The organism is Elusimicrobiota bacterium (genome assembly GCA_016180815.1).
Classification (GTDB): domain Bacteria; phylum Elusimicrobiota; class Elusimicrobia; order JACQPE01; family JACQPE01; genus JACPAN01.
Window position 1 is genome coordinate 1 of sequence record JACPAN010000014.1, and the last position, 19,712, is coordinate 19,712.

Consider the following 19,712-nt stretch of genomic DNA (forward strand, 5'->3'; position numbering starts at 1 on the left):
AAAGGTGCTTGGGCAAAAAATATTCGCGGTCGCGCAGCCCGATAAGTTCTAGTATATCGCTGGCCCGTTTAGCGCGCCGCACCGGCGTCATGCCGCGGTAAGCCAGGGGCAGGGCGATGTTATCTAAAACGTTGAGACGCGGCAGCAAGTTATAAAATTGGAAAACAAAACCAATACGGTCGCGGCGCAGTTTGGCCTGGCGGCCTGCGCGCAGGCGCGATGAATCTCTGCCCTCCAGTAAGTATTTACCGTGGCTAGGGCGGTCCAACAAACCGATAATGTTCATAAGCGTTGTCTTACCGCAGCCGCTGGGACCCATGATGGCCAAAAACTCGCCTTTTTCAACGCTCAAATTAATCTCGTCCAGCGCCAAGGTTGTTGCTTCGCCAAAGCCAAAAATGTCCGCCCCGATCAACTGACTATTGAAACCACGCCCAAAGGACCGCAATTGGCCGCTGAAATTTCGATACCGGCCGTTCAAATCGAAAAGATTTTGCAGGCCGAGATGCCGGGCCTTGTGCTGGGCATTCCGTTTCCAAAAACCATGCGATGGGAGCAATGGCGTTTCGCCCGGCCCGTGCGCGGCGTGATGGCGCTTTGGAACAATAAAGTTTTGAGCGCGTGGCGTATTTTCGGGTTGACTCCAAGCAATAAAACGGCGGTAGCTGGAAAAACCATAACCATCAATAAAGCCTCCGAATACGAAAGTAAATTAAAAACGGCGGGGCTGTTGCTTGAACCGGACAATCGCTGGGCTCATTTGGAAAAAAGCCTCGGCAGGGAAGCTAAGCCGGGCCGTTTTGAAAGCATCAATAAAGACGGGCTGCTGATGGAGAGCGTTGATTTGACGGAATGCCCCCAGGCTTTGCGCGGCGCTTTTCGGGAGGAATACCTGGCCTTGCCGCCGGAAGTTATTTTGGCCATTTTAGGCAAATCCAAAGTTTTCGGGGTTGCTCTGGATGAGGCCGCCGCAGGATTGGCCAATAAATTTTTAGCGGTCATTGAGCGTCCTTTGAAAAAGGAAGCCGTCAAGAATATCAGGGATGGTTACGAGCGTTTGGTCGAATCCCGGCTTTTTGACGCCAAGTTTTTCTGGGAGCATGATTTGAAAGTTCCGTTGTCATCGCCCGAGCGCGCCGACAAGTTGTGCGGCATTATCTGGTCCAAGGAATTGGGTTCCGTGGCGGATAAGGTCCAGCGCGTGCTTGCGGCCGCGGAGCGCTTGGCCGCCCGCTTCAGGCTTTCCCCTCAGGACGGCCGCGTCATCAGCCAGGCGGCTCGCGATTATAAAAACGATTTGACCACGACGTTGGTCGGCGAGTACCCGGATTTAGCCGGCAAAGTCGGCGCCTATTACGCCGAGAAAGACCCCTTAAGCGATACGCGATCCGCGTCCGTCGTTCTTCGGGATGCGGCGCGCAGCGTTCCGCGGACCAGGCTCGGCTTGATTCTGGCATTGGCGGATCGTTTGGACACGCTTCTGGCGCAGTTTGCCACCGGCAATAAGCCCACGGCCGGAGAAGACCCCATGGGTTTGAAAAAACTCGCGGACAGCGTTTTGGGGGCTTTAAGGAAGGACGGATCATCGCCGCAGCTTAAACTGGCGGCCGATTGTCCGTTGGAGGAGCTTCTGGGGATATGCTGGGAACCCTTTCCCAAAACATTGACTGATCCGCGCCCGGACCTGATGGACTATTTCCGCGGACGTTTGGCCCAGGAGCTCGGCGCCGATGGTTTTGCCAAAGACAGGGTTGAGGCGCTGTTGGCGGCCAAGCGATTCGCCCCATGCCCGGTCGCTGAGATTTGGGCCGCGGCCGGGGCGTTCAAGACGCTGGAAGGAGGCCGCTGGCAAAGCCTGGAATCCATGTCCAATGCGTTTAAACGCGCGGCCAATATTTTGCGCCAGGCCCAGCAAGCGGGCCTTGAATTCAACGGTTACGTGGATTCCTCCCTGCTGCACATGCCGGCTGAGGCCGAGCTTTGGAAAAGCCTGCAGCTGCTGGCCCGGGACATGGAGTCTTGCCTTTCCCGGCACGCTTATGATGAGGCCTATGAAAAATTAGCCGGGCTGTCTCCGGCGCTGGCGCGATTTTTCGAAGACGTGCTGGTCATGGCCGAGGATGAACGCTTAAAGAAAAACCGTTTGGCTTTGCTGGCGCGCCTGCGGGCGCTTGTTTTGGATATTATCGACCCCTCCAAACTCACGTTAAAAGGGTGAGACTCAGGCGCCCCGCATTTTTTTTATTTTTCCTTCTTTTAATTAACGGCTGCCGCTCCCGCGATACCCGCAAGCTGGTGCTTTATACCGACACTCCGGAGAGCCTGACTTTGGAGTTGGCCCGGCGTTTTGAGGAAAAGCATGGCATTAAAGTCGAGGCGGTGATGGAGGGCACGTCCTGGCTCATGACCCGGCTCCGCGCCGAGCAAGGGCGGCCCATCGCCGATGTCTTTATGGGCGCCAGCGGCACGGTGCCGGCCATGGTTTTGGCCCGCGAGGGAATTCTCAGCGCGTACACGCCGTTGGGCTTGGAAACAATGCCGACGCAGGAAGGCCCGCTTTGGCTGCGCGATCCCCAATGGCGATGGGTCGGGTTCGGGTTTGCGTCCCTGGGTCTCGTTTATGACCGCCATGAAATCCCCAAAGGCGAGTTGCCGGAACACTGGGATGAATTGGCCGATGCCAAGTGGAAGCAGGGGTTGACGATTTGGGATCCGTCCGTCAGCGGCACGGCCACGTCGTTTTTAGTCGCCTCCCTTTGGCGTTTGATCAGCGCCGGCCGCGGCGAAGAGGGCGGGTGGGCGTTTTTGGAAGCGTTTCATCAAAATTTGAAAAAATACGCGGAAGAAGGCCCGCCCGCTTTTTTGGTGGCTCATGGCGTGGTTCGGCTGGGCCTTCATCTGGACAATCAATTCCTTTACTACCGGCGCAAAGTCAAAGAAAACCGGGAGAAGCTATCGTTTTATCTGCCCCGGCCTGTGTTCGTGTTTACTGACCCCGTGGGGTTGGTTGCGGACGCGCCGCATCCCGATGAAGGGAAGCTGTTCATCGATTTTCTTCATTCGCCCGAGGCGCAAGCGATTTTATCCTCCACGTTTTGGGTCAAAGACGATCGCGGCCGGATTATTTTGCCGCCCGAGCATCCGTACTCCGATTCCCGGCAGCTGGTTAATTCAGCCTTGGTGATGAATTTTGAATGGATGGCCGAGAATTTCGACCGGGCGCGTATTTATTGGCAAAATCATGTCGAGGAGTGATGATTTGGAAACGAATAATTTTAAAGTAATTTTGGAACTTCAGGTCCGGTTCCGGGACACGGATGCCATGGGGCATATCAACAACGCCGTGTACCTGAGCTACCTTGAGCTGGCGCGCATCGAATATTGGGTGCGCTTGACCGGGGAGCGCAATTACAAGGGCGTTAATTTTATTTTAGCCCGCGTTCAAATCGACTACCGCTCGCCCGGAAAAATCGACGATTTTTTGGTCGTGGGCGTGCGCCTGGTCTCATTGGGAGGGGCTTCATTTGATTTTGAGTACCGAATTTGGGACAAGGCCACGGGCCGTCTGGTGGCCGAGGCGAAAACCACGCAGGTCATGTACGACTACCAAAAAGGCCGCCCCGTGCGCATGCCCATCGAGTTTAAGGAAAAAATACGGGCGTTCGAGAGGGGAAACGGGTGAGCAAAAAATCGCTGCGGCCGCCTCAGGAAATGCCCGGTCAGCGGAGGGGATTTTCTTTTGGGCGCGCCCTGATCCTGACGTTGATGTTGCTGGGCGCCGGAGCGTTGTTTTCGACAAAAATTAACATGTGCACGGCGGATTTGGGGCGGCATTTAAAAAACGGGGAGTTGGCCGTCACCCAAGGGCTGATTCCTCAAGCCAATCTTTACTCATACACGCATTCCGAGTTTCCGTTCGTCAATCATCATTGGGGCGCGGGCGTATTCTTTTATCTGACCCATCGTTATTTTGGTTTTCAAGGACTGTCGTTCGTGTTCGTTTGTTTGAGCCTGGCCACGCTGCTGTTATTTTTCGATCAAACGGCCGAGCGCGTTGGTTTTGAGTGGGCGTCGGCGCTCACCCTTGTTTTTTTGCCTTTGACGGCGAGCAGGGTGGAGATTAGGCCGGAGGCCGTCAGCTATTGTTTAGCCGGCGTTTTTTTCTGGGTATTGAGCCGGGTTCGAAGCGGGCGCTTGCCGATGAGTTGGCTTTGGGCGCTGCCCGTGTTGGGAGTTTTGTGGGTCAATATGCACATTTATTTCATTCTCGGCCCGGTATTGATCGGGGCATTCGCCCTGGAGGCATTGTTTTCACCGAGGGCTGACCTTAAGCGGCGGCTTTGGACGGTTTTGGCCCTGACCATGGCGGCCGCGTTGATGAATCCGCTGGGCGTCAAAGGCGCGGTTTATCCGTTTTTTATTTTTCGCGAATACGGCTACCGCCTTTTTGAGAATCAATCGGTTTGGTTTCTTCAAAGGATCGTCAGTTACCCTCCGGGCCTTTACTTTAAAATCGCGTTGGGCCTGATGATCGCGGCGTGGGTTTCGGCTGGTTGGTTTTTGGTCAAGCGCAGAGAAGCATCCGATCGCTGGCCGATCGCCGAGCTTTGCCTGACTTTTTTTGTAATGGGCTTAGCCGTTAAAGCCGTGCGCAATTTTGCGTTATTCGGGTTTATGGGCCCGGCTTTTGCCGGCGCGGCTCTGGCCCCGGTTTTTTTCAGGAGAGAGCCTGCAGAGCGTCTGCCGGTTGATCGTTGGGGGCGTTTGCCGAATTCATCGGGAGCCTGGGCCTGGATTTCAGGTTTGGTTTTGGCCGGCGTTGTTTTGTGGCGGATCAACCCCGGTTATTTCATCGGCCGCGGCGCGGGCATGGGTTGGGGCGTGATCCCGGGCATTGAATCGTCGGCCCGGTTTTTTCTCAGGGAAAAAATCCAAGGACCGATTTTCAACAATTACGATATCGGCGGTTATTTGATTTATTACCTATACCCCAACGAGCGCGTTTATGTGGACAACCGGCCCGAGGCTTACCCGGCCTCTTTTTTTCAGGATGGTTACATGGCGCCCCAGGAAAACGACGATCGCTGGCAGGAACTGCTGCGCCGCTGGAATTTCAACGCGATTTTCTTTTACCGCCATGATTTGACTCCCTGGGGGCAGAATTTTTTGATCCGGCGCTCGCAGGATCGCGCCGAGTGGGCTCCGGTTTATGTCGACGGCGCCGCCATCATTTTTTTGCGGCGCACGGCGGCCAATCGAACAATGATCGAAAAGTATGAACTACCCAAAGAAATGTTTTCGGTCAGGAGATCGGGGGGTTAAGAAATGCCGGGACTTGAGCTCAAGGGCATCGTCAAGCGCTACGGCGGCCGCGCTGTTTTAGACGGCCTGGCTCTCGGCGTCGGCAACGGTGAATTCGTGGCTGTGCTGGGGCCTTCCGGCTGCGGCAAAACGACGCTGTTGAGAATCATCATGGGCCTGAGCGCGCCGGATGAAGGGACGCTTCGCTGGCAGGACGAGGACATCGCGGGGCGGCCGCCTGAGGATCGAGGCTTCGGCTTTGTTTTTCAGCATTATGCGCTGCTGCCTCATTTGACGGCGCTGGGCAATGTCGTTTTTCCTTTGGCCGCCCGGCAATTCGCCCAAAGCCGTTCGTGGGCGAACAAGCTGCGGTATTTTTGGCGGGCTCCCGGAGAAGGCCTTTCCCGCGAGCATCGCGAGCAGGCCTTGGCCGCCTTGAAGTTGGTGCGCTTGGAGGGTTTCGCCGAGCGCCGGGTGTCATCGCTCTCCGGCGGCGAAGCCCAGCGCGTGAGCCTGGCGCGTTCCTTGGTGACGCGCCCCCGGATGTTGTTGATGGACGAGCCGTTGGCCAATGTGGACCGGCAATTGAAAATCGAATTAAGGGAGGAAATCCGCCGCCTGCACCGCGAGTTGGGCATCACGTTCGTATACGTGACCCATGATCAAGAGGAGGCGGTGACCTTGGCCGGGCGCATCGCTCTTTTGCATCGGGGGCGCATCGTTCAAACAGGAGCGCCTAAAGAGCTTCTGGCGAATCCGGCCGATGATTGGGTGCGCCCATTTTTTAATTTAAACAATATCGTCTCTCCGGAGCTTTTGAAATTGACCAAACAATGAAATTGCGGTTCGGGTTGCCGGCTGTTTTTTTCTTTTTTCTTTTGTTTGCCGCTTGTCCGTTGGCGATTTTGGCGTTGACGGCATTCACGGGCAAGCCGCCTCATGTGTTGGCCCGTTTGACCCGGGGGGAACCCGCTGCGTTGGCCGGGGAAATCGTCCGTCAAGCCACGACCGCCCACCTCGCGGATTTGTTCAGGATCAAACGCTATCGAAAAGCCGCTAAAAACACATTGCAGTTGGGCCTTGTCGTGGCGACGCTGACCACGCTCTTGGCTCTTCCCGTGAGCTTCGGTTTTGCCCGGCGCGGTTTTTCCTCAAGAAAAATTTTGGGTTTGGCCGCTTTGCTGCCCCTGGCTTTTCACGCCTACCTGTTCGCTTTGGCCATTATTCTTTTCTTCGGCCCCAAGGGCCTATGCGTCAAAGCATTCGGTTTTTCTCCCTTCGACCCCTTTTCTTTCACCGGGCTTGTGATCGCGCAAATCGCGGCTTTTTTGCCGTTGGCCGTGCTCAGCCAAGCTCCGGCCCTGGCGCTTTATCAATCGGGCTGGGATCAAGCCGCCCGAACCCTGGGCGCGAATTCGTTTTATCGCGTCCGGCACGTATGGCTGCCGCTCAACGCAGCGGCCTTGGCCGCGGGATGGGTGTTTGTGGCGATTCGTTCCATGTCCGATTTTGTCACCCCCATGCTGTTGGTGTCCACGCGGTATCGCCTGCTGGTGCTTGAGGCGTGGCGCGATTTGGCCGGGTCAAATTGGTGGCCCGGCGCCGCGGCGCTTTCGTTGGAAATGCTGGCCATTTCCGCGGTTTTTCTTTATTTTGAGCGGCGTTGGGCCGCTCAAAGCGGCGATTTGGTTCAGGTTCCCTTGGGCGAGAACCTTCCCGAGGCGTCATCCGCGTGCGCCGGGAAAATTTTTTCCGGCGCGTTGATCACGGCCTTGGTTTTGTTGCCCGCCGCCGGCGCGCTGATCATCGGCCTTGTTTCTTTAGGCGGGCTCGGTTCGTCGTCGCTGAGCTTGAGCTATTACCGGGAAGTCGCGCCTGAGCTCATCAAGGGTTTGGGGGTCAGCCTTTTGTTGGGCATTCTTGTCAGCGGGCTTTGTTTGCTCGGCGCTTTGGTTGCGGCTGGACCTCAGGAAAAACCATCGTGGATGCGCCGCTGGGTTTTTGCTTTGTCCGGCTTCGCCTTCGCCATCCCTTCGGTGATTTATGCCATCAGTTTGATCGGCGTGTTCAGCAGGCCTCCGCTGTTCCTTCATTTTACGCCGACGTTGGTGGTTTTGGCTTTGGTTGCGACGCGCATGAATTACGCTTTGAAAATCACCGCGGCCGCCTGGAACCGCCTGGGCGAACGCTGGCAGGACCCGGCCGCGGCTTGCGGCGCCTCCGGGCCGTTCGCTTTTCGCTGGGCGACACTGCCGTATTTAAAAGGGGCGCTGGCGGCTTCGGCCGCTCTGATTTTTATTTCTTCGCTTCAGGACGTCGCCATTGCTATTTTGATCGCCCCGCCGCGCTTTTATCCCTTGAGTCTGCTCATCGCCAGGAACGTAGCCGACGGGCTTTTGCCTCAAGCCGGCGCGTTGGCCATGGTGTTGATGCTGGTGTTGATGCTGCCGGTCATCCGAGCCGTGCGCTTGATCGGGCAGACGGATATCAATAATTAATTCTTAGCGGCGGTGAGCGCGATCAGGGCGACCCAGCCGATCAAGTCCACCATCAGCCAAGCCAGGAACACGAAATCAAGAAAGATGAAAAACATGGTGGAGAGCTGCTCGCCTAAATGCGCGTAAATGGAGTCGATGGTTTCCAAGCGCTGCAGGGCTGTTTTCGCCAAACCTTCGCTTTCAAAGGCGCCGAGAATTTCTCGGTGCACGCTCTTTAAATGCCAATCGGATTCGATTTTGGGATTTTGGATATGAACGATGTGCAGGCTCTCCACCAGGGCGGCCTTGGCTTTGCCGAATTCCCGTTGTTCGCGGGAAACCTGCTGATAGGCGCTGGGCATGCGCCAGAAATGATAGTAGGGCGGTTGATTCTCCAGGATTCGCTGGGCTCCTTGCAGCGAGCGTTCCAGAAAAGCGTTGGCGGCCCAGGCGTTGAAATATTGGGCCAGCGCCAGGCGGATGAGTTCCTTGAGCGTTTCCTCTTCTTTTGAGTGGATGAAGGCGCCGAAGCGGTTGATCAGGATGATCTCTTCATCGTAGTAGCCGATATTTTTCAAATCTTCTTTTTTAAGGGCGTATTCGGAGAGCCTGGCATAGGACGGTTCCCCGGTCACCACGCCGAAGAGCGTTTTTTTGTTTTTGTTCAAAAACGTTTCCGCGCCCAAGTTTTCGTGAAAAGGCGTCAACGTCAGTAATGGAAAAATTTCGCGCCCGGACTCGATTCGTCCCGGCCCCGCGGCGCGGGCCCAGCGCCGGGCCTTGGCCAAGACCGTCTCGATTTGGGATTGAAAGAAAACATTCAGCGCGTAGCGGCCTAAATGAACTTTTTCGCAGGAGACGGCCAGGTCCGAGGCTTCGGCCAAGCTGTCCTGAAAATCAAAGGTCAACTCCAACATCCCGACGCCGAAAGGATAGAGATGGCCCGCCAGCGCCGCTGTTCCGATGCGCCGTCCTTCAAAGAGGACTTCCCCCGCGTCCGCGCTGCGCAGGATTTCTTTGCTGTAGTGTTCGTCGCGCAGATTAAGCTCGAGATCCAGGCCCAAATCAAAAGGGTACAGGTAAGTGACGCGAATGAGAGAAGCGTTGTCTTTGGCCATTTCAAACCTCTGGCTTTAATGTTCCGTTATCCCAAAGCAGCAGCCGGAAATCGCCGCTTTTTCCTTTTTGTTGGGCCAAGACCGCGGCTTGATTCGGTCCGATGAGCGTGATGGCCGCGGGTTCCCATTCGCGCGAGGACCAAAGATGTTGTTGAGTCCGGCCGCCTGTGACGGCCCCGGCGGCGACAAAATAGTCTTCACCGGCGCGCAGCAGAATTAAGGATGAGCCCCACCCGCAGGCAAAGGCCAAGCCGGCCGCGTCTTCGGCGGAACCGAGCAATTGAAGGCCGCGCTCCCGTTTAGCCATGGGCACGATGTCGCCGTTGGGCAGAAGAGCGTTCGCCGAAGCCACGCCTTTGTCCGTCAACCAAAGCAAAAGCCCGTCCCAACACATCAGGCTGCCGGGTTTGCGATCGGCGCCGGAACGAAGCCGTTGAGGAGCCCGCCGGTCGTCGAGGTCCCAAAGGTAGAGATCGCCGTCGTTGGTTTCAATAATCAGGCGCCGCCGGCCCACGGCCACGACCTGAATCGCGCCGCCGCGGCGAAAATTAAGGGGTTCCAGGCGTCCGTCCGTCTCCAAGCGCAGGAGTCCCGGGCTTTGCCAGTCCGCCACATAGAAATGTTCGCCGTCATAGGCAATGCTGGAGGGATCGCGCAGCACATGCGCCGGGGGCTGGGGCAAGGCCGGGGTTCGCTGCTGCTGCGTCCGCCGGCAGGATAACGAGGATAACGCCGTCAGCGCAATCAGGACAAGCGCCGCGCCGGGTTTGTTCATGTTGCCGCTCATTGCGGTTTAGGGATGACCAGCGTCGCGCCCACCTTGGGGAGCCCGCGGATGATTTTATCGGGGTTCGATTTGTAAATCAATTCCCAGAAACCCGGATCGCCGTAATAATCCGTCGCGATTTGCCGCAGCGTATCGCCTTCTTTGACGCGATGATGTTTGGGCCATTCCTCAACGATGAGTTTGGGTTTCGGTTTTTTCTCTTCCTCGGCGCGCTCCGCTTGCGCTTTTTTGAGCTCGTCCCACGCCAGTTCCTCCCGGCGCCGTTTTTCCAGCGCCATGATTTCTTCTTTGATGATTTTAAGGTCGAGCTCCGTCTCCGCGAGGTCTTTTTTGGTGTGGTGGCGTTTTTCTTCAAGGGTTTCAATGTCCAACGCCAATTTTTGGGACGATTCAGCCGCCCGTCCGGTGAATAATTCATAGTAGCGCCGGCCGCCGAACGCCCAGCCCAACGACAGCATGAGCGAGCCTTCGCGCCGGTGCAGGCCTTGATAGGGCACATGAAGGCCCAGGTCCACGGTCAAGGGCAAAAGATTGAAGCCGAACCCCAAGGCCACGGTTCTCAGCAGCCCCAGCCGCGCGCCGCGTCCGGCGCGGATTTGGGCCAAGCCGTGGAACAGGTCGAATTCAACGGCCGGGTAGAACGTGTTAAGCCCGGACCGGGCCCGAAAATCCGTCATCAGGGCCAAGGGGCCGAAGCGCTTGAGCGCCCCGATGCTCAAAATCGGGGTGTCGGAGTCGATATTTTTGGAATCAAGGCCGATGATGCTTGCGCCGAGAACGGTTTTTGATTTTGTGAACGCCACGAGAACCCCGGCGTCCAGGCCCACGCCGACTTTGCTTTTGAAACTTTGTTCGGGGGCGTCGCGGGTCCTCAAGGAGAGGGTCCGCACATTGACGCCCCAGGCGAACCGGTGCTGCCCGCGGGGAATACCGGGGAAACCGCGTTCTTCCTGGGACCAGGATAGATAAAAGCGATCGAGCTGTTTCGTGGCGGAGCGCGTTCCTTGCCAGCCGCCCGCCGGCGCCACGCCCGTTCCTAGGGGCCGCATATAGTTGAAATGGTAATTGGCGATGGGCAGGCTGTAGTGGTGGCCGTACCCCCAATAAACGCTCGGAGCTTCGATATTGACCAGCCCGGCCGGGTTTAAAAATTGTGCTTGATAGCCGTCGGGAAGGGCGACGGAGGCGCCGCCTAAAGCCCCGGTGCGCCCGCCCGCGATCAAATCGTCGAATTCAAGGCTGTGGCCGGCCGGCGGGAAAACGCAAGCAATCCAGAAAAAAATAAAAAATTTTGACGCTCTGCTCCCCCGCATCGAATTATTGTAGGTTTTCTTCGAAGAACTTGGCGACTTTGTTTTTGATCCAGCCGATATACACGATGGCGCTGACATGACCGGCGGGGATGTGCGTGATTTGGGCGTGGGGGATGGCTTCATCCAACGCCCGCCGCGCCGGGCGCGGGATAACGCCATCCCAAATCGCGTGAATGAGCAAAATGGGCCGGCCCTTCCAGATGCCACCGGGGTTTTTCCGGGCGGTTAAGCCGTTTAAATCAAAATCCTCCAGCAGCCCGGCCAATGTCGAGCGCGTGGCGCCTAATTTTTTGGCGACGCGCCGGGTTTCATCGCCTTCGGTTAAAATCGAGGCGGGGTCGGAGCCTGCCAACAAAAAAGCCCCGGCTTGCAGGCGTTCGTCCCTGCTCATGGCGACCGAGCCCACGATGCCGCCTAAGCTGGTTCCCAAAATGCCGAATTTTTTCGGTTTCCATCGGCCATCGCCCGCGCCGGCTCCGCCGAGGGCAAGGCCTTGTTGAAGCGCGGTGATCAGGGTTTGGATGTCTTTTAACGATTGCTTGAAGTTGTTGGCGAGGCGTTCGGGATTTCTGTCCAAAAAAAGTTTGCCGCTGGGCAGGCTCAGGAAATACCGGCGGTTGAATTGTTGGGGCAAAATCAAAATACCCGCGGCCAAGCCCCGGCGCGTGAGCGCAGCCGCGAACCGGTTTTCGATCCAAAGATCGGAGCCTCCTAAAATGGGCAGCACAATGACGAACGGGGTGTCGGCGTTAAACTTGCGGGGAAGGTGAAGGTAGACCCACAGATGTTCGGCCGCCGGATTGTCGGCCGTATCGATCAAGAGATCGCGTTGAGGCAAAATCAGGCAGGCCGTGCGCGAGGAGGCGTCGAGCCAGTGAATTGTTGCGCCGCCGGAAGAATCGGCGGGGTTGCCGAAAATCGAAACCGGAGTCACAATGACGGCGGCCCACAGCAGCAAGCGCCCAGCGTTCATACGGACGCGGGGAATCCGTTTTGGCGCAGTTTGTTCAGGTATTCGGCCAAGGCCTTGGGGTAGACGCGATGCTCCAATTCATGGATTTTCGTTTCGAGCCGTTGGGGGGTTTCGCCGCTGGCGACGCTGATGCGCTCCTGCCAGAGGACGGGGCCGTGATCGTACTCCTTGTCCACGATATGAATCGTCACCCCTGTTTGTGTTTCACCGGCGTTGATCACGGCTTCATGCACCCGGCGCCCGTACATGCCCGGTCCGCCGAAACGCGGCAGAAGCGCGGGGTGAATATTCAAAATACGCGAGGGGTAAGCGGCCAGCATCCCCGGCCCTATTTTTCTTAAAAATCCGGCCAAACACACCACATGAACGCCGCAATGCCTGAGGCGCTCGGTCATGGCGTTCGTCCATTCATCGGTATTTGGAAATTGTTTGGGCTCCAGAGTGAAGGCCGGGATCGCGAGACCTTTGGCGCGGTCGAGAGCCCCGCACAATCGATCCGTGATCAGGCACGTGATCCGCGCGCCGGGGATTTCTCCCGAGCGGCAGGCCTCGGCCAAGCGCTGGAAATTCGTGCCTTGCCCGGAGCAACAAACGCCTAAACGAAATTCGGGGTTTGATGGCGCTAAATCGTGTTTGTGGCCCGGGAGCAAATTATTTGCGCTTGCCCAGGGGGATATAGGTTGTGAGCGTTGGCCCGGTGTAAATTTGCCGGGGCCGCCCGATTTTCATTTCCGGGTCATCGCGCATTTCCCTCCAATGGGCGATCCACCCGGGCAGGCGCCCCAAGGCGAACATGACGGTGAACATATTGGTCGGAATGCCCATGGCATGGTAAATGATGCCCGAATAGAAATCGACGTTCGGGTAAAGCTTGCGTTCGATGAAATAAGGGTCGCTTAACGCGGCCTCTTCGAGTTCGCGGGCGATGTCCAAGAGCGCGTTGTCGATGTTGAGTTTTTCCAAGAGTTCCCGGCAGACGGATTTGATGATTTTGGCGCGAGGGTCGTAATTTTTATACACCCGGTGGCCGAAGCCCATCAAGCGGATTTTTGTTTTTTTGTCTTTGACCTGGGCGATGTATTTTTTGACGCCGCCGCCGTCCTGGCGGATGAGCTCGAGCATCTCCATGACTTCCGCGTTGGCGCCGCCATGAAGCCGGCCCCAGAGCGCGCACACGCCGGCGGCGATGGAAGCGAATAAATTGGCGTGTGATGAGCCCACCAGCCGGACCGTGGAGGTCGAGCAGTTTTGTTCGTGGTCCGCGTGAAGGATGAGCAGCACGTTGAGCGCCCGTTCCACTACCGGATCGGCCGTATACGGTTCCGCGGGCACGGCAAACATCATGTGAATAAAATCAGCGGCGTACGAGAGGTGATTTTGCGGGTAAACGAAAGGCTGGCCGATGGATTTTTTATACGAATAAGCGGCGATGGTGGGCACTTTGGCGATCAGGCGCGCGATGGTCAAGTCCAGGCCGTCTTGGCCCTTGGGGTTCAGTGATTCCGGGTAGTAGGACGACAGCGAGCAGACCATCGCGGATAAAATGGCCATGGGGTGCGCGGTTAGGGCGTAATTGGAAAAAAAGTTTTTCATGTCTTCGTGAAGCATGGTGTGGCGGACGATCAGCGTGGTGAACGTGTCCAGTTCTGTTTTATTGGGCAGCCGGCCGTAAATCAGCAGGTAGGCGGTTTCAATAAAGCTTGATTTTTCCGCCAATTCTTCGATGGGGATGCCCCGGTAGCGCAGGATGCCTTTCTCGCCGTCGATAAAAGTGACGGCGCTGGTGCAGGCGCCGGTGTTGGCGAACGCCGGGTCCAAGGTGATTAATCCGGTTTCATCCCTTAGGCGGGTGATATCCAGGCCCAATTCTCCCTCCGTGCCTTTAATGAGGGGCACTGTGGCCGTTTTTCCGTTGAAACGAATTTCAGCTGATTGAGGCATTCTCAATATCAGGATACCAGGATCAAGAAGTCCTGGCAAGTGGCGGCTATGTTTTGCGCTCTCCCCGTTTGTTCCGGCATAATAGATGATCGAGCGAGGGTTTCCCGGCGCCGCCGGCAACCAAGCTTAGGCAGGCCCCCAGCAGCGCCAGTGGATATTCAATGCCGTGGCCCCGGCCGGAGAAGCTGAACCAATTCAGAAAAAAACCCCAAGGCCAATGCACTTTCAGCATGGCCACCAGCATGACGACGGCTAAGAAGAAGGCCGCAATCCTGGTCCCCAGGCCCACAAGAAGCATCAAGGAACCGACAAATTCAGCCAGCATGGCCGACAACGCCAACACCGAAGGAAAGCCGAGATGTTCCTTGAAATTAATCATGGTTTGGGCGAACCCGGCGCCGTCGAACCAGCCGAATAGTTTTTGGCTTCCGTGGGCGAAAAAAATAGCGGCCAGGGTCAAGCGAAGGGGGAAAAAAGCGTATGGGCCGAGAGATTCAAGGCGTTCCGTATTGAATATTTTTCTGCCTATCATTTGTTACCTTTTATCTTCTTTTATCATAATTTGTTTAATCATCAATATGTTCAGCTCAACAACGAACGGCGGTTTATATTTAATGAGCCGGCTGACGTTCATCATTATTCTTCTTCTTTTTACCATCGTTGGGTATGTCGCTTATCTGGCCAAGCTGGCCCTTGAGGAAAGCAAGAAGAGCCGCCATCAATTTCAGGAATTAGCCGTGCGTTTGGCCGAAGAATCGAACAAAGAGGCGGCGCTGACCATGGATCCGATTTTTTTGGAATTTACCAGAAAAAAGCAGGCGGCGCTGGAGAAACAAAGCCTGGAAAAAGTGGACAATCCCGAGTCCTATCGCGCCGCCCTTTCGTTGATGACCGAGGCGCGTCTTCGTCTGGCCGAAGCCCAGCCGTCCCCGCGCGAAGCGTCCCAGGCCATGCTTTATTTGCTCGGCGCCGAACATTTGCTGGAGCCCTCCCCGCACGGCGTCCGAGTTCAAACCGGAGCTTCGCTGAAAACATACAAAGTGGGGCGCGGGGAGACGCTCTGGGGTATTTCGAAAAAGCTTTATCAAACCCCCTGGCGATGGCATGATATTTGGAAAGTCAATTCGGCGAAAATTCCCGTCTATAAAAAAATGCCGGCCGGCACTGTTTTGAAGCTTCCCGGCTGAGTGTTTTATTGAGCATTCGTGCTTATTTTATCTCCCGCTAAAATCAATCTGTATTTGTCCGTCGGCCCCAAGCGCAAAGACGGTTTTCATGAAATTCGCACATTAATGGCGCGGTTGGCTTTAGCGGATGAGTTGAGAATCGAAACGTTGCCCGGGCGCGCCCGGCCCATGGGGTTTCAAGAGGGCTCGTTGGAACTGGTCCTGCGTTTTGATCGCCGGTATCCGCAGCCTTGCCGTCAAGCGTTGTCGGAAAATCCTGAGGATAATTTGGCGCTCCGGGCGTACCGCTTATTATCCGGGCGTTTTCCCAAGATGGCCTCCCGGCGCGCGCGCCTGACGCTTGTTAAACGCGTTCCGTCGGGAGCGGGGTTGGGGGGCGGCTCATCCAACGCCGCCGCCGCCTTGATCGGGCTGGCAAAATTTTTCGCTTTGGACATTGGACGTGATGAGTTGATGCGGCTCGCCGCGTCGCTGGGGAGCGATGTGTCGTTTTTTATCGCTTCATCGCCCGAATTTTCTCCCAGGCCGGGTTCTTTATGGTGGGCGAGCGGACGCGGGGAGCGCTTGCGGGCGGTGCCGGGGCGCGGCGTGTGGCCGGTTCTCGTCATTTACCCGGGCTTCGCCATGGCCACTGCGCAAGCCTACCAGGCGCTTGATGAGGCCGGCCATCATGCGACATTGACAAAATCGGGCATACTTCCTAGACTTCTGCGTCAGTTGAATGAAACCTGGCCGTTCGATGCGCCGGAAACTGACGCTGCCTCTGGGAGGGGGAGCAATCAAATCGGTTTTAATAGTTTTGAGCAAGTCGTTGCTCCAGAGGATTCGTTGTTGAATAAATTGAAAAAAGACCTGATGAATTTTGGCGCCCGCGCCGCCGCCTTATCGGGCAGCGGTTCATGTCTTTGGGCTTTGGGCGTTTCCTCGGCGGACACGCGGCGGTTGGCGCGAGCGGTGCAAGAAAAATACGCCGGAATCAATTTGGCATACTATTTATCAGTCATCTGTTAGGAGGACTCTATGGAAATCAGCGATGTGCGTGTTTATCTGCGCAATGAAAACAAGCTTAAAGCTTTTGTGACCATCACGCTGGGGAAGGTTCTCGTGGTGCATAACATGAAAGTGATTCAGGGCCAGAAAGGGTTGATCCTGTGCATGCCCAGCCGCAAGGGCCCCGACGGAAAATTTCGCGACGTGGTGCACCCCATCACGAATGAATTCCGCCGTGAATTAGAAAACAAGGTTTTCGCCACTTATGAAGAAGAAGTCAAAAAGCTATCCCAGGGCATTCACCCTAAGGACAATAACGACAATACCAAGGAAGCGCCCCAGGATAGCCACGAACACCAGGTAACGTGACGACAACGGCGGCCGGGAGGATCTGATGAGGCGAAGAATTGCGAAACGGGTGATTTTATGAGAAATTGTCATGTCGTCGTTCTGGCGGCGGGCGAAGGCACCCGCATGGTTTCCCGGACGTCCAAAGTGCTGCACCCCTTGGGCGGGCGCCCTATCCTCTCCTATGTTTTGGACACGGTTTTTCATTTAAAACCCAAGAAAGTGATCGTCGTGGTAGGACAGGATCAGCGTGTTCAGGCCGCGGTGCTCGAAGAGCATGCCAAATCAAAAGGGTTGACCTTCGTCCGGCAAACGAAACCCCTGGGCACGGCTCATGCCATGGCCTCTTGCCGGAAAGAGTTGGCGGATGCCGCCGGCGTCTTGGTTTTAGCTGGAGACGTGCCGTTGTTGTCCCGGGACACGCTTGAGGAGCTGTTGGCTTTCCATGGGCGCGAGCATAATCAGGCGACGGTTCTTTCGGCGCGCCTGGCCAATCCCGCCGGTTATGGCCGGGTCGTGCGCGGACCCACCAACGTTTTTTTGAAAATCGCTGAAGAAAAAGACGCTAATTTGCGGGAACTTCAAATTCACGAGGTCAATTCCGGGGTTTATGCTTTTGAAAAAGAGCCGCTGATGGCGGCCTTGGCCCAGGTCCGGCCTTTGAACGCCAAGAAGGAGTATTACTTGACCGACACGATCGGGATTCTGCGCGCTCAGGGCCATCGCGTAGCGGCTTGGATGGCGCCTTCCGGCGAAGAAATTTTAGGCATCAATACGCGCGTCGACTTGGCCCGGGCGGAGAGCGTTCTTCAGCGTTGGACGCTGGAAGCCTTGATGATCGAAGGAGTCACGATCCCGGTGCCGCAAAGCGTTTATATCGAGCCCGGCGTTCGCATCGGCGAAGACACGGTGATTATGCCCGGGACGATTTTGAAAGGCAAAACCGTGATCGGAAAAAATTGCGTTTTGGGCCCCCAGCTTTACGTCGAAAACTGCACGCTGGGCAGCAATGTCAAGGCCGTTTATTCGGTCGCCCGCGAGGTGACGATGGCGGATTTCGTCACGGTCGGGCCCTATGCGCATTTGCGGCCGGGCACGCATCTGGCCGAGCGCGTTAAAGTCGGCAATTTTACGGAGATCAAGGAGTCGACGATCGGCGAGGATTCCAAGGTGCCCCATCTGGCCTATATCGGCGATGCGGAGATCGGGCCGCGCTGCAATATCGGCGCCGGCACCATCACCTGCAATTATGACGGCGTTCGTAAAAACAAAACCGTGATCGAAGGCGATACTTTTGTCGGTTCCAACGTCAATTTGATCGCGCCGCTGAAAATCGGCAAAAATGCCTTGGTGGCGGCCGGATCAACCATCACCCGCGACGTCCCTTCGAACACCCTGGCCATCGCCAGAAGTTTTCAGATTCACAAACGCCGCAATCACAGCGATAATTAAGGGTAATATGGCCGTGGCTGAACGCATCAGGAAAGCCCCGGAGCCCAAGCGCGCCGCAAGGCCGAACAAGGGCGATAATCTCCTTTTATTTTCCGGAACCGCCAACCCGGCACTCGCTCAAGAAATTGGAAATTACCTGGGCCGGAGTTTGGGCCGCATCAGTTTAAGCCGCTTCGCGGACGGCGAGGTTAATGTGCAGATCGAGGAAAACGTCCGAGGCAAGGATTGTTTCGTCATCCAGCCCACGTGCCGCCCTCCCAACGAAAATCTGGTTGAATTGTTGTTGATTTTGGATACGCTCCACCGGGCCTCAGCCGGAAAAATTACGGCGGTCGTCCCGTATTTCGGGTATGCCCGCGCCGACCGGAAAACAGCGCCCCGGGTGCCGATTTCAGCCAAACTTTGCGCCAATTTAATCGTGGCCGCCGGCGCCATGCGGGTCATCACCATCGACCTGCACGCCGGGCAAATTCAGGGGTTTTTCGACATCCCGCTTGATCACCTGTTCGCCACCAAGGTCTTTTTGAATTACGTCAAAAGCCGCCGCTTGTCCAACGTCGTGGTCGTTTCCCCTGATGTCGGCGGCGTGGAGCGGGCCAGGGCCTTCGCCAAACGCATCGATTCCGCGGTCGCTTTCGTGGACAAGCGCCGCCCCGTCCCCAATCAAGCCCATGTGTTCAACGTGGTCGGCGACGTGGAGGGGAAAACAGCGTTGGTGATCGATGATATCGTGGATACCGCGGGCACGCTCTCGGAAGTCGCCCGCGCCCTCAAACGCTTGGGGGCGGCCAAGGTTTATGTGCTGGCCACTCATGGGGTGCTTTCGGGCAATGCCATCGCTAATGTCGAGGCTGTGCCCATCGAAGAGCTGGTGATCACTAATTCGATTCCCTTGACCAATGCGGCCAGGAATTGCCGGAAAATCCGCGTGCTGTCCATCGCTCCTTTGCTGGGGGAGGCCATCCTGAGAAATCATCAGGGAGAATCGATCAGCGCCCTGTTCAAATAGGGCGATAAAAGTCTACGGATATTCTATAATGAGGCTTCCATGAGCAGCCAAGAAATTGCTTTGACAGCCACCCCGCGCCGTAAGAAAACTCCTCAGGGCGAGATGAAAACCCATCGCAAAGAGGGCGTGATCCCGGCCGTTGTTTACGGCATCAAAAAAGAGCCGAAAAGCCTATGGGTTGCCCGCCGGGAATTGGAAAAGGCGCTCCAGCAGGCGCACAGCGGGAACGTCCTGTTCAAGCTCCATCTGGAAGAAGGCGAGGGAACGAAGCCCAAAAAGAAAGCGGCCGACACCGATGGTCCGGGCGACACCGTTTTGTTGAAAACCATGCAGCGCGATGTCTTAAGCGGCGTGCCCATCCATGCGGATTTCCTGCGCGTCGATATCCATAAAAAAGTGGATGTCGAAATCCCCGTTCATGTCAGCGGAGAAGCCTCCGGCGTCAAGAATCAAGGCGGCATTCTGGAGCATTTGCTGCACAAAGTGAAAGTGCGTTGTTTGCCGACCGCGATCCCCGAGGCCGTGACCGTGGACGTGACCCCTCTGGAAATCGGCCAGGGAACGCTGGCCGGCGATTTAAAGCTTCCCGAGGGCGTTGAATTATTGACCGACAAAAGCCATGTCGTGTTGAATGTCGTGGCTCCGACCAAGGTTGAGGAATTAACGGCGCCGGCTGCGGCCCCGGCCGCAACCGAGCCCGAAGTCATCACCAAGGGCAAGAAAGAAGAGGGCGCAGCCGAAGGGGCCGCCGCGCCTGCGGCCGCTGCCAAAGCAGCCGCGCCCGCCAAGCAAGAAGCAGCTCCTAAAAAATAACCC

The 19,712-nt window shown here is 56.5% G+C and carries 20 protein-coding genes; 12 read left to right on the forward strand and 8 right to left on the reverse strand.

The window, feature by feature from the left end; all coding sequences use genetic code 11:
- Positions 1–328, reverse strand: a 328-nt coding sequence (locus tag HYT79_07470; GenBank protein MBI2070430.1) for an ATP-binding cassette domain-containing protein, incomplete at its 3' end; no start/stop codon positions are given.
- Between HYT79_07470 and HYT79_07475 the strand changes: the two genes are divergently transcribed.
- Genes HYT79_07475 through HYT79_07500 form a run of 6 tightly spaced genes read left to right on the forward strand, consistent with a single transcriptional unit; the run spans position 251 to position 7,799 of the window.
- A complete protein-coding gene (locus HYT79_07475; GenBank protein ID MBI2070431.1) occupies positions 251–2,218 on the forward strand; it encodes a glycine--tRNA ligase subunit beta in 1,968 nt (655 codons plus the stop codon). The genes HYT79_07470 and HYT79_07475 overlap by 78 nt on opposite strands.
- Positions 2,215–3,255, forward strand: coding sequence for an extracellular solute-binding protein (locus HYT79_07480; protein MBI2070432.1), 1,041 nt, complete (start codon positions 2,215–2,217; stop codon positions 3,253–3,255). The genes HYT79_07475 and HYT79_07480 overlap by 4 nt, the downstream gene beginning before the upstream one ends.
- Positions 3,242–3,682, forward strand: coding sequence for an acyl-CoA thioesterase (locus tag HYT79_07485; protein ID MBI2070433.1), 441 nt, complete (start codon positions 3,242–3,244; stop codon positions 3,680–3,682). The genes HYT79_07480 and HYT79_07485 overlap by 14 nt, the downstream gene beginning before the upstream one ends.
- Complete coding sequence (locus HYT79_07490) at positions 3,679–5,322, forward strand: hypothetical protein (protein MBI2070434.1); 1,644 nt, start codon at positions 3,679–3,681, stop codon at positions 5,320–5,322. Before HYT79_07485 ends, HYT79_07490 begins: the two co-directional genes overlap by 4 nt.
- Positions 5,323–5,325: 3 nt before the next feature.
- A complete protein-coding gene (locus HYT79_07495; GenBank protein ID MBI2070435.1) occupies positions 5,326–6,138 on the forward strand; it encodes an ABC transporter ATP-binding protein in 813 nt (270 codons plus the stop codon).
- Positions 6,135–7,799, forward strand: a complete 1,665-nt coding sequence (locus HYT79_07500) for an iron ABC transporter permease (GenBank protein ID MBI2070436.1) — start codon at positions 6,135–6,137, stop codon at positions 7,797–7,799. The genes HYT79_07495 and HYT79_07500 overlap by 4 nt, the downstream gene beginning before the upstream one ends.
- Here HYT79_07500 and HYT79_07505 read toward each other — a convergent pair.
- Genes HYT79_07505 through HYT79_07535 form a run of 7 tightly spaced genes read right to left on the reverse strand, consistent with a single transcriptional unit; the run spans position 7,796 to position 14,442 of the window.
- Positions 7,796–8,896 carry a hypothetical protein gene (locus HYT79_07505; protein MBI2070437.1) on the reverse strand — a complete coding sequence of 367 codons (1,101 nt, stop codon included), beginning with the start codon at positions 8,894–8,896 and terminating at the stop codon, positions 7,796–7,798. The genes HYT79_07500 and HYT79_07505 overlap by 4 nt on opposite strands.
- Position 8,897: 1 nt before the next feature.
- Positions 8,898–9,671, reverse strand: a complete 774-nt coding sequence (locus tag HYT79_07510; GenBank protein MBI2070438.1) for a hypothetical protein — start codon at positions 9,669–9,671, stop codon at positions 8,898–8,900.
- Between the two features lie 8 nt (positions 9,672–9,679).
- On the reverse strand, positions 9,680–10,996 hold the full coding sequence (locus tag HYT79_07515; GenBank protein MBI2070439.1) for a hypothetical protein: 1,317 nt from the start codon (positions 10,994–10,996) through the stop codon (positions 9,680–9,682).
- 4 nt (positions 10,997–11,000) lie between these two features.
- Entirely contained in the window at positions 11,001–11,969 is a 969-nt protein-coding gene (locus tag HYT79_07520; protein MBI2070440.1) for a hypothetical protein, read from the reverse strand.
- A complete protein-coding gene (gene purN, locus HYT79_07525) occupies positions 11,966–12,619 on the reverse strand; it encodes a phosphoribosylglycinamide formyltransferase (protein MBI2070441.1) in 654 nt (217 codons plus the stop codon). Before purN ends, HYT79_07520 begins: the two co-directional genes overlap by 4 nt.
- Before the next feature lies 1 nt (position 12,620).
- Positions 12,621–13,910 (reverse strand): citrate synthase, encoded by a 1,290-nt coding sequence (locus tag HYT79_07530; GenBank protein ID MBI2070442.1) that lies wholly within the window; start codon positions 13,908–13,910, stop codon positions 12,621–12,623.
- Between the two features lie 46 nt (positions 13,911–13,956).
- Positions 13,957–14,442 carry a DoxX family protein gene (locus HYT79_07535; protein MBI2070443.1) on the reverse strand — a complete coding sequence of 162 codons (486 nt, stop codon included), beginning with the start codon at positions 14,440–14,442 and terminating at the stop codon, positions 13,957–13,959.
- A 46-nt stretch (positions 14,443–14,488) separates the two neighbouring features.
- Here HYT79_07535 and HYT79_07540 point away from each other — a divergent pair, with 46 nt between their 5' ends.
- The 6 genes from HYT79_07540 to HYT79_07565 are packed head-to-tail and all read left to right on the forward strand — an operon-like array spanning position 14,489 to position 19,709.
- On the forward strand, positions 14,489–15,097 hold the full coding sequence (locus HYT79_07540; GenBank protein ID MBI2070444.1) for a LysM peptidoglycan-binding domain-containing protein: 609 nt from the start codon (positions 14,489–14,491) through the stop codon (positions 15,095–15,097).
- Between the two features lie 18 nt (positions 15,098–15,115).
- Entirely contained in the window at positions 15,116–16,108 is a 993-nt protein-coding gene (locus HYT79_07545) for a hypothetical protein (GenBank protein ID MBI2070445.1), read from the forward strand.
- A 9-nt stretch (positions 16,109–16,117) separates the two neighbouring features.
- Positions 16,118–16,456, forward strand: a complete 339-nt coding sequence (locus tag HYT79_07550; GenBank protein MBI2070446.1) for a septation protein SpoVG family protein — start codon at positions 16,118–16,120, stop codon at positions 16,454–16,456.
- 57 nt (positions 16,457–16,513) lie between these two features.
- Positions 16,514–17,887 (forward strand): bifunctional UDP-N-acetylglucosamine diphosphorylase/glucosamine-1-phosphate N-acetyltransferase GlmU, encoded by a 1,374-nt coding sequence (glmU, locus tag HYT79_07555; GenBank protein ID MBI2070447.1) that lies wholly within the window; start codon positions 16,514–16,516, stop codon positions 17,885–17,887.
- Positions 17,888–17,894: 7 nt separating this feature from the next.
- Positions 17,895–18,896 (forward strand): ribose-phosphate pyrophosphokinase, encoded by a 1,002-nt coding sequence (locus tag HYT79_07560; GenBank protein ID MBI2070448.1) that lies wholly within the window; start codon positions 17,895–17,897, stop codon positions 18,894–18,896.
- Between the two features lie 39 nt (positions 18,897–18,935).
- Positions 18,936–19,709 (forward strand): 50S ribosomal protein L25, encoded by a 774-nt coding sequence (locus HYT79_07565; GenBank protein ID MBI2070449.1) that lies wholly within the window; start codon positions 18,936–18,938, stop codon positions 19,707–19,709.
- Positions 19,710–19,712: the final 3 nt, after the last annotated feature.

Bases quoted from the DNA above. Each gene is read 5' to 3' on its own strand.
- HYT79_07485 (MBI2070433.1), top strand. From the start codon at position 3,242: ATGTCGAGGAGTGATGATTTGGAAACGAATAATTTTAAAGTAATTTTG.
- HYT79_07495 (MBI2070435.1), top strand. From the start codon at position 5,326: ATGCCGGGACTTGAGCTCAAGGGCATCGTCAAGCGCTACGGCGGCCGC.
- HYT79_07500 (MBI2070436.1), top strand. From the start codon at position 6,135: ATGAAATTGCGGTTCGGGTTGCCGGCTGTTTTTTTCTTTTTTCTTTTG.
- HYT79_07505 (MBI2070437.1), bottom strand. From the start codon at position 8,896: ATGGCCAAAGACAACGCTTCTCTCATTCGCGTCACTTACCTGTACCCT.
- HYT79_07510 (MBI2070438.1), bottom strand. From the start codon at position 9,671: ATGAACAAACCCGGCGCGGCGCTTGTCCTGATTGCGCTGACGGCGTTA.
- HYT79_07515 (MBI2070439.1), bottom strand. From the start codon at position 10,996: ATGCGGGGGAGCAGAGCGTCAAAATTTTTTATTTTTTTCTGGATTGCT.
- HYT79_07520 (MBI2070440.1), bottom strand. From the start codon at position 11,969: ATGAACGCTGGGCGCTTGCTGCTGTGGGCCGCCGTCATTGTGACTCCG.
- HYT79_07530 (MBI2070442.1), bottom strand. From the start codon at position 13,910: ATGCCTCAATCAGCTGAAATTCGTTTCAACGGAAAAACGGCCACAGTG.
- HYT79_07535 (MBI2070443.1), bottom strand. From the start codon at position 14,442: ATGATAGGCAGAAAAATATTCAATACGGAACGCCTTGAATCTCTCGGC.
- HYT79_07540 (MBI2070444.1), top strand. From the start codon at position 14,489: ATGTTCAGCTCAACAACGAACGGCGGTTTATATTTAATGAGCCGGCTG.
- HYT79_07550 (MBI2070446.1), top strand. From the start codon at position 16,118: ATGGAAATCAGCGATGTGCGTGTTTATCTGCGCAATGAAAACAAGCTT.
- glmU (MBI2070447.1), top strand. From the start codon at position 16,514: ATGAGAAATTGTCATGTCGTCGTTCTGGCGGCGGGCGAAGGCACCCGC.
- HYT79_07560 (MBI2070448.1), top strand. From the start codon at position 17,895: ATGGCCGTGGCTGAACGCATCAGGAAAGCCCCGGAGCCCAAGCGCGCC.
- HYT79_07565 (MBI2070449.1), top strand. From the start codon at position 18,936: ATGAGCAGCCAAGAAATTGCTTTGACAGCCACCCCGCGCCGTAAGAAA.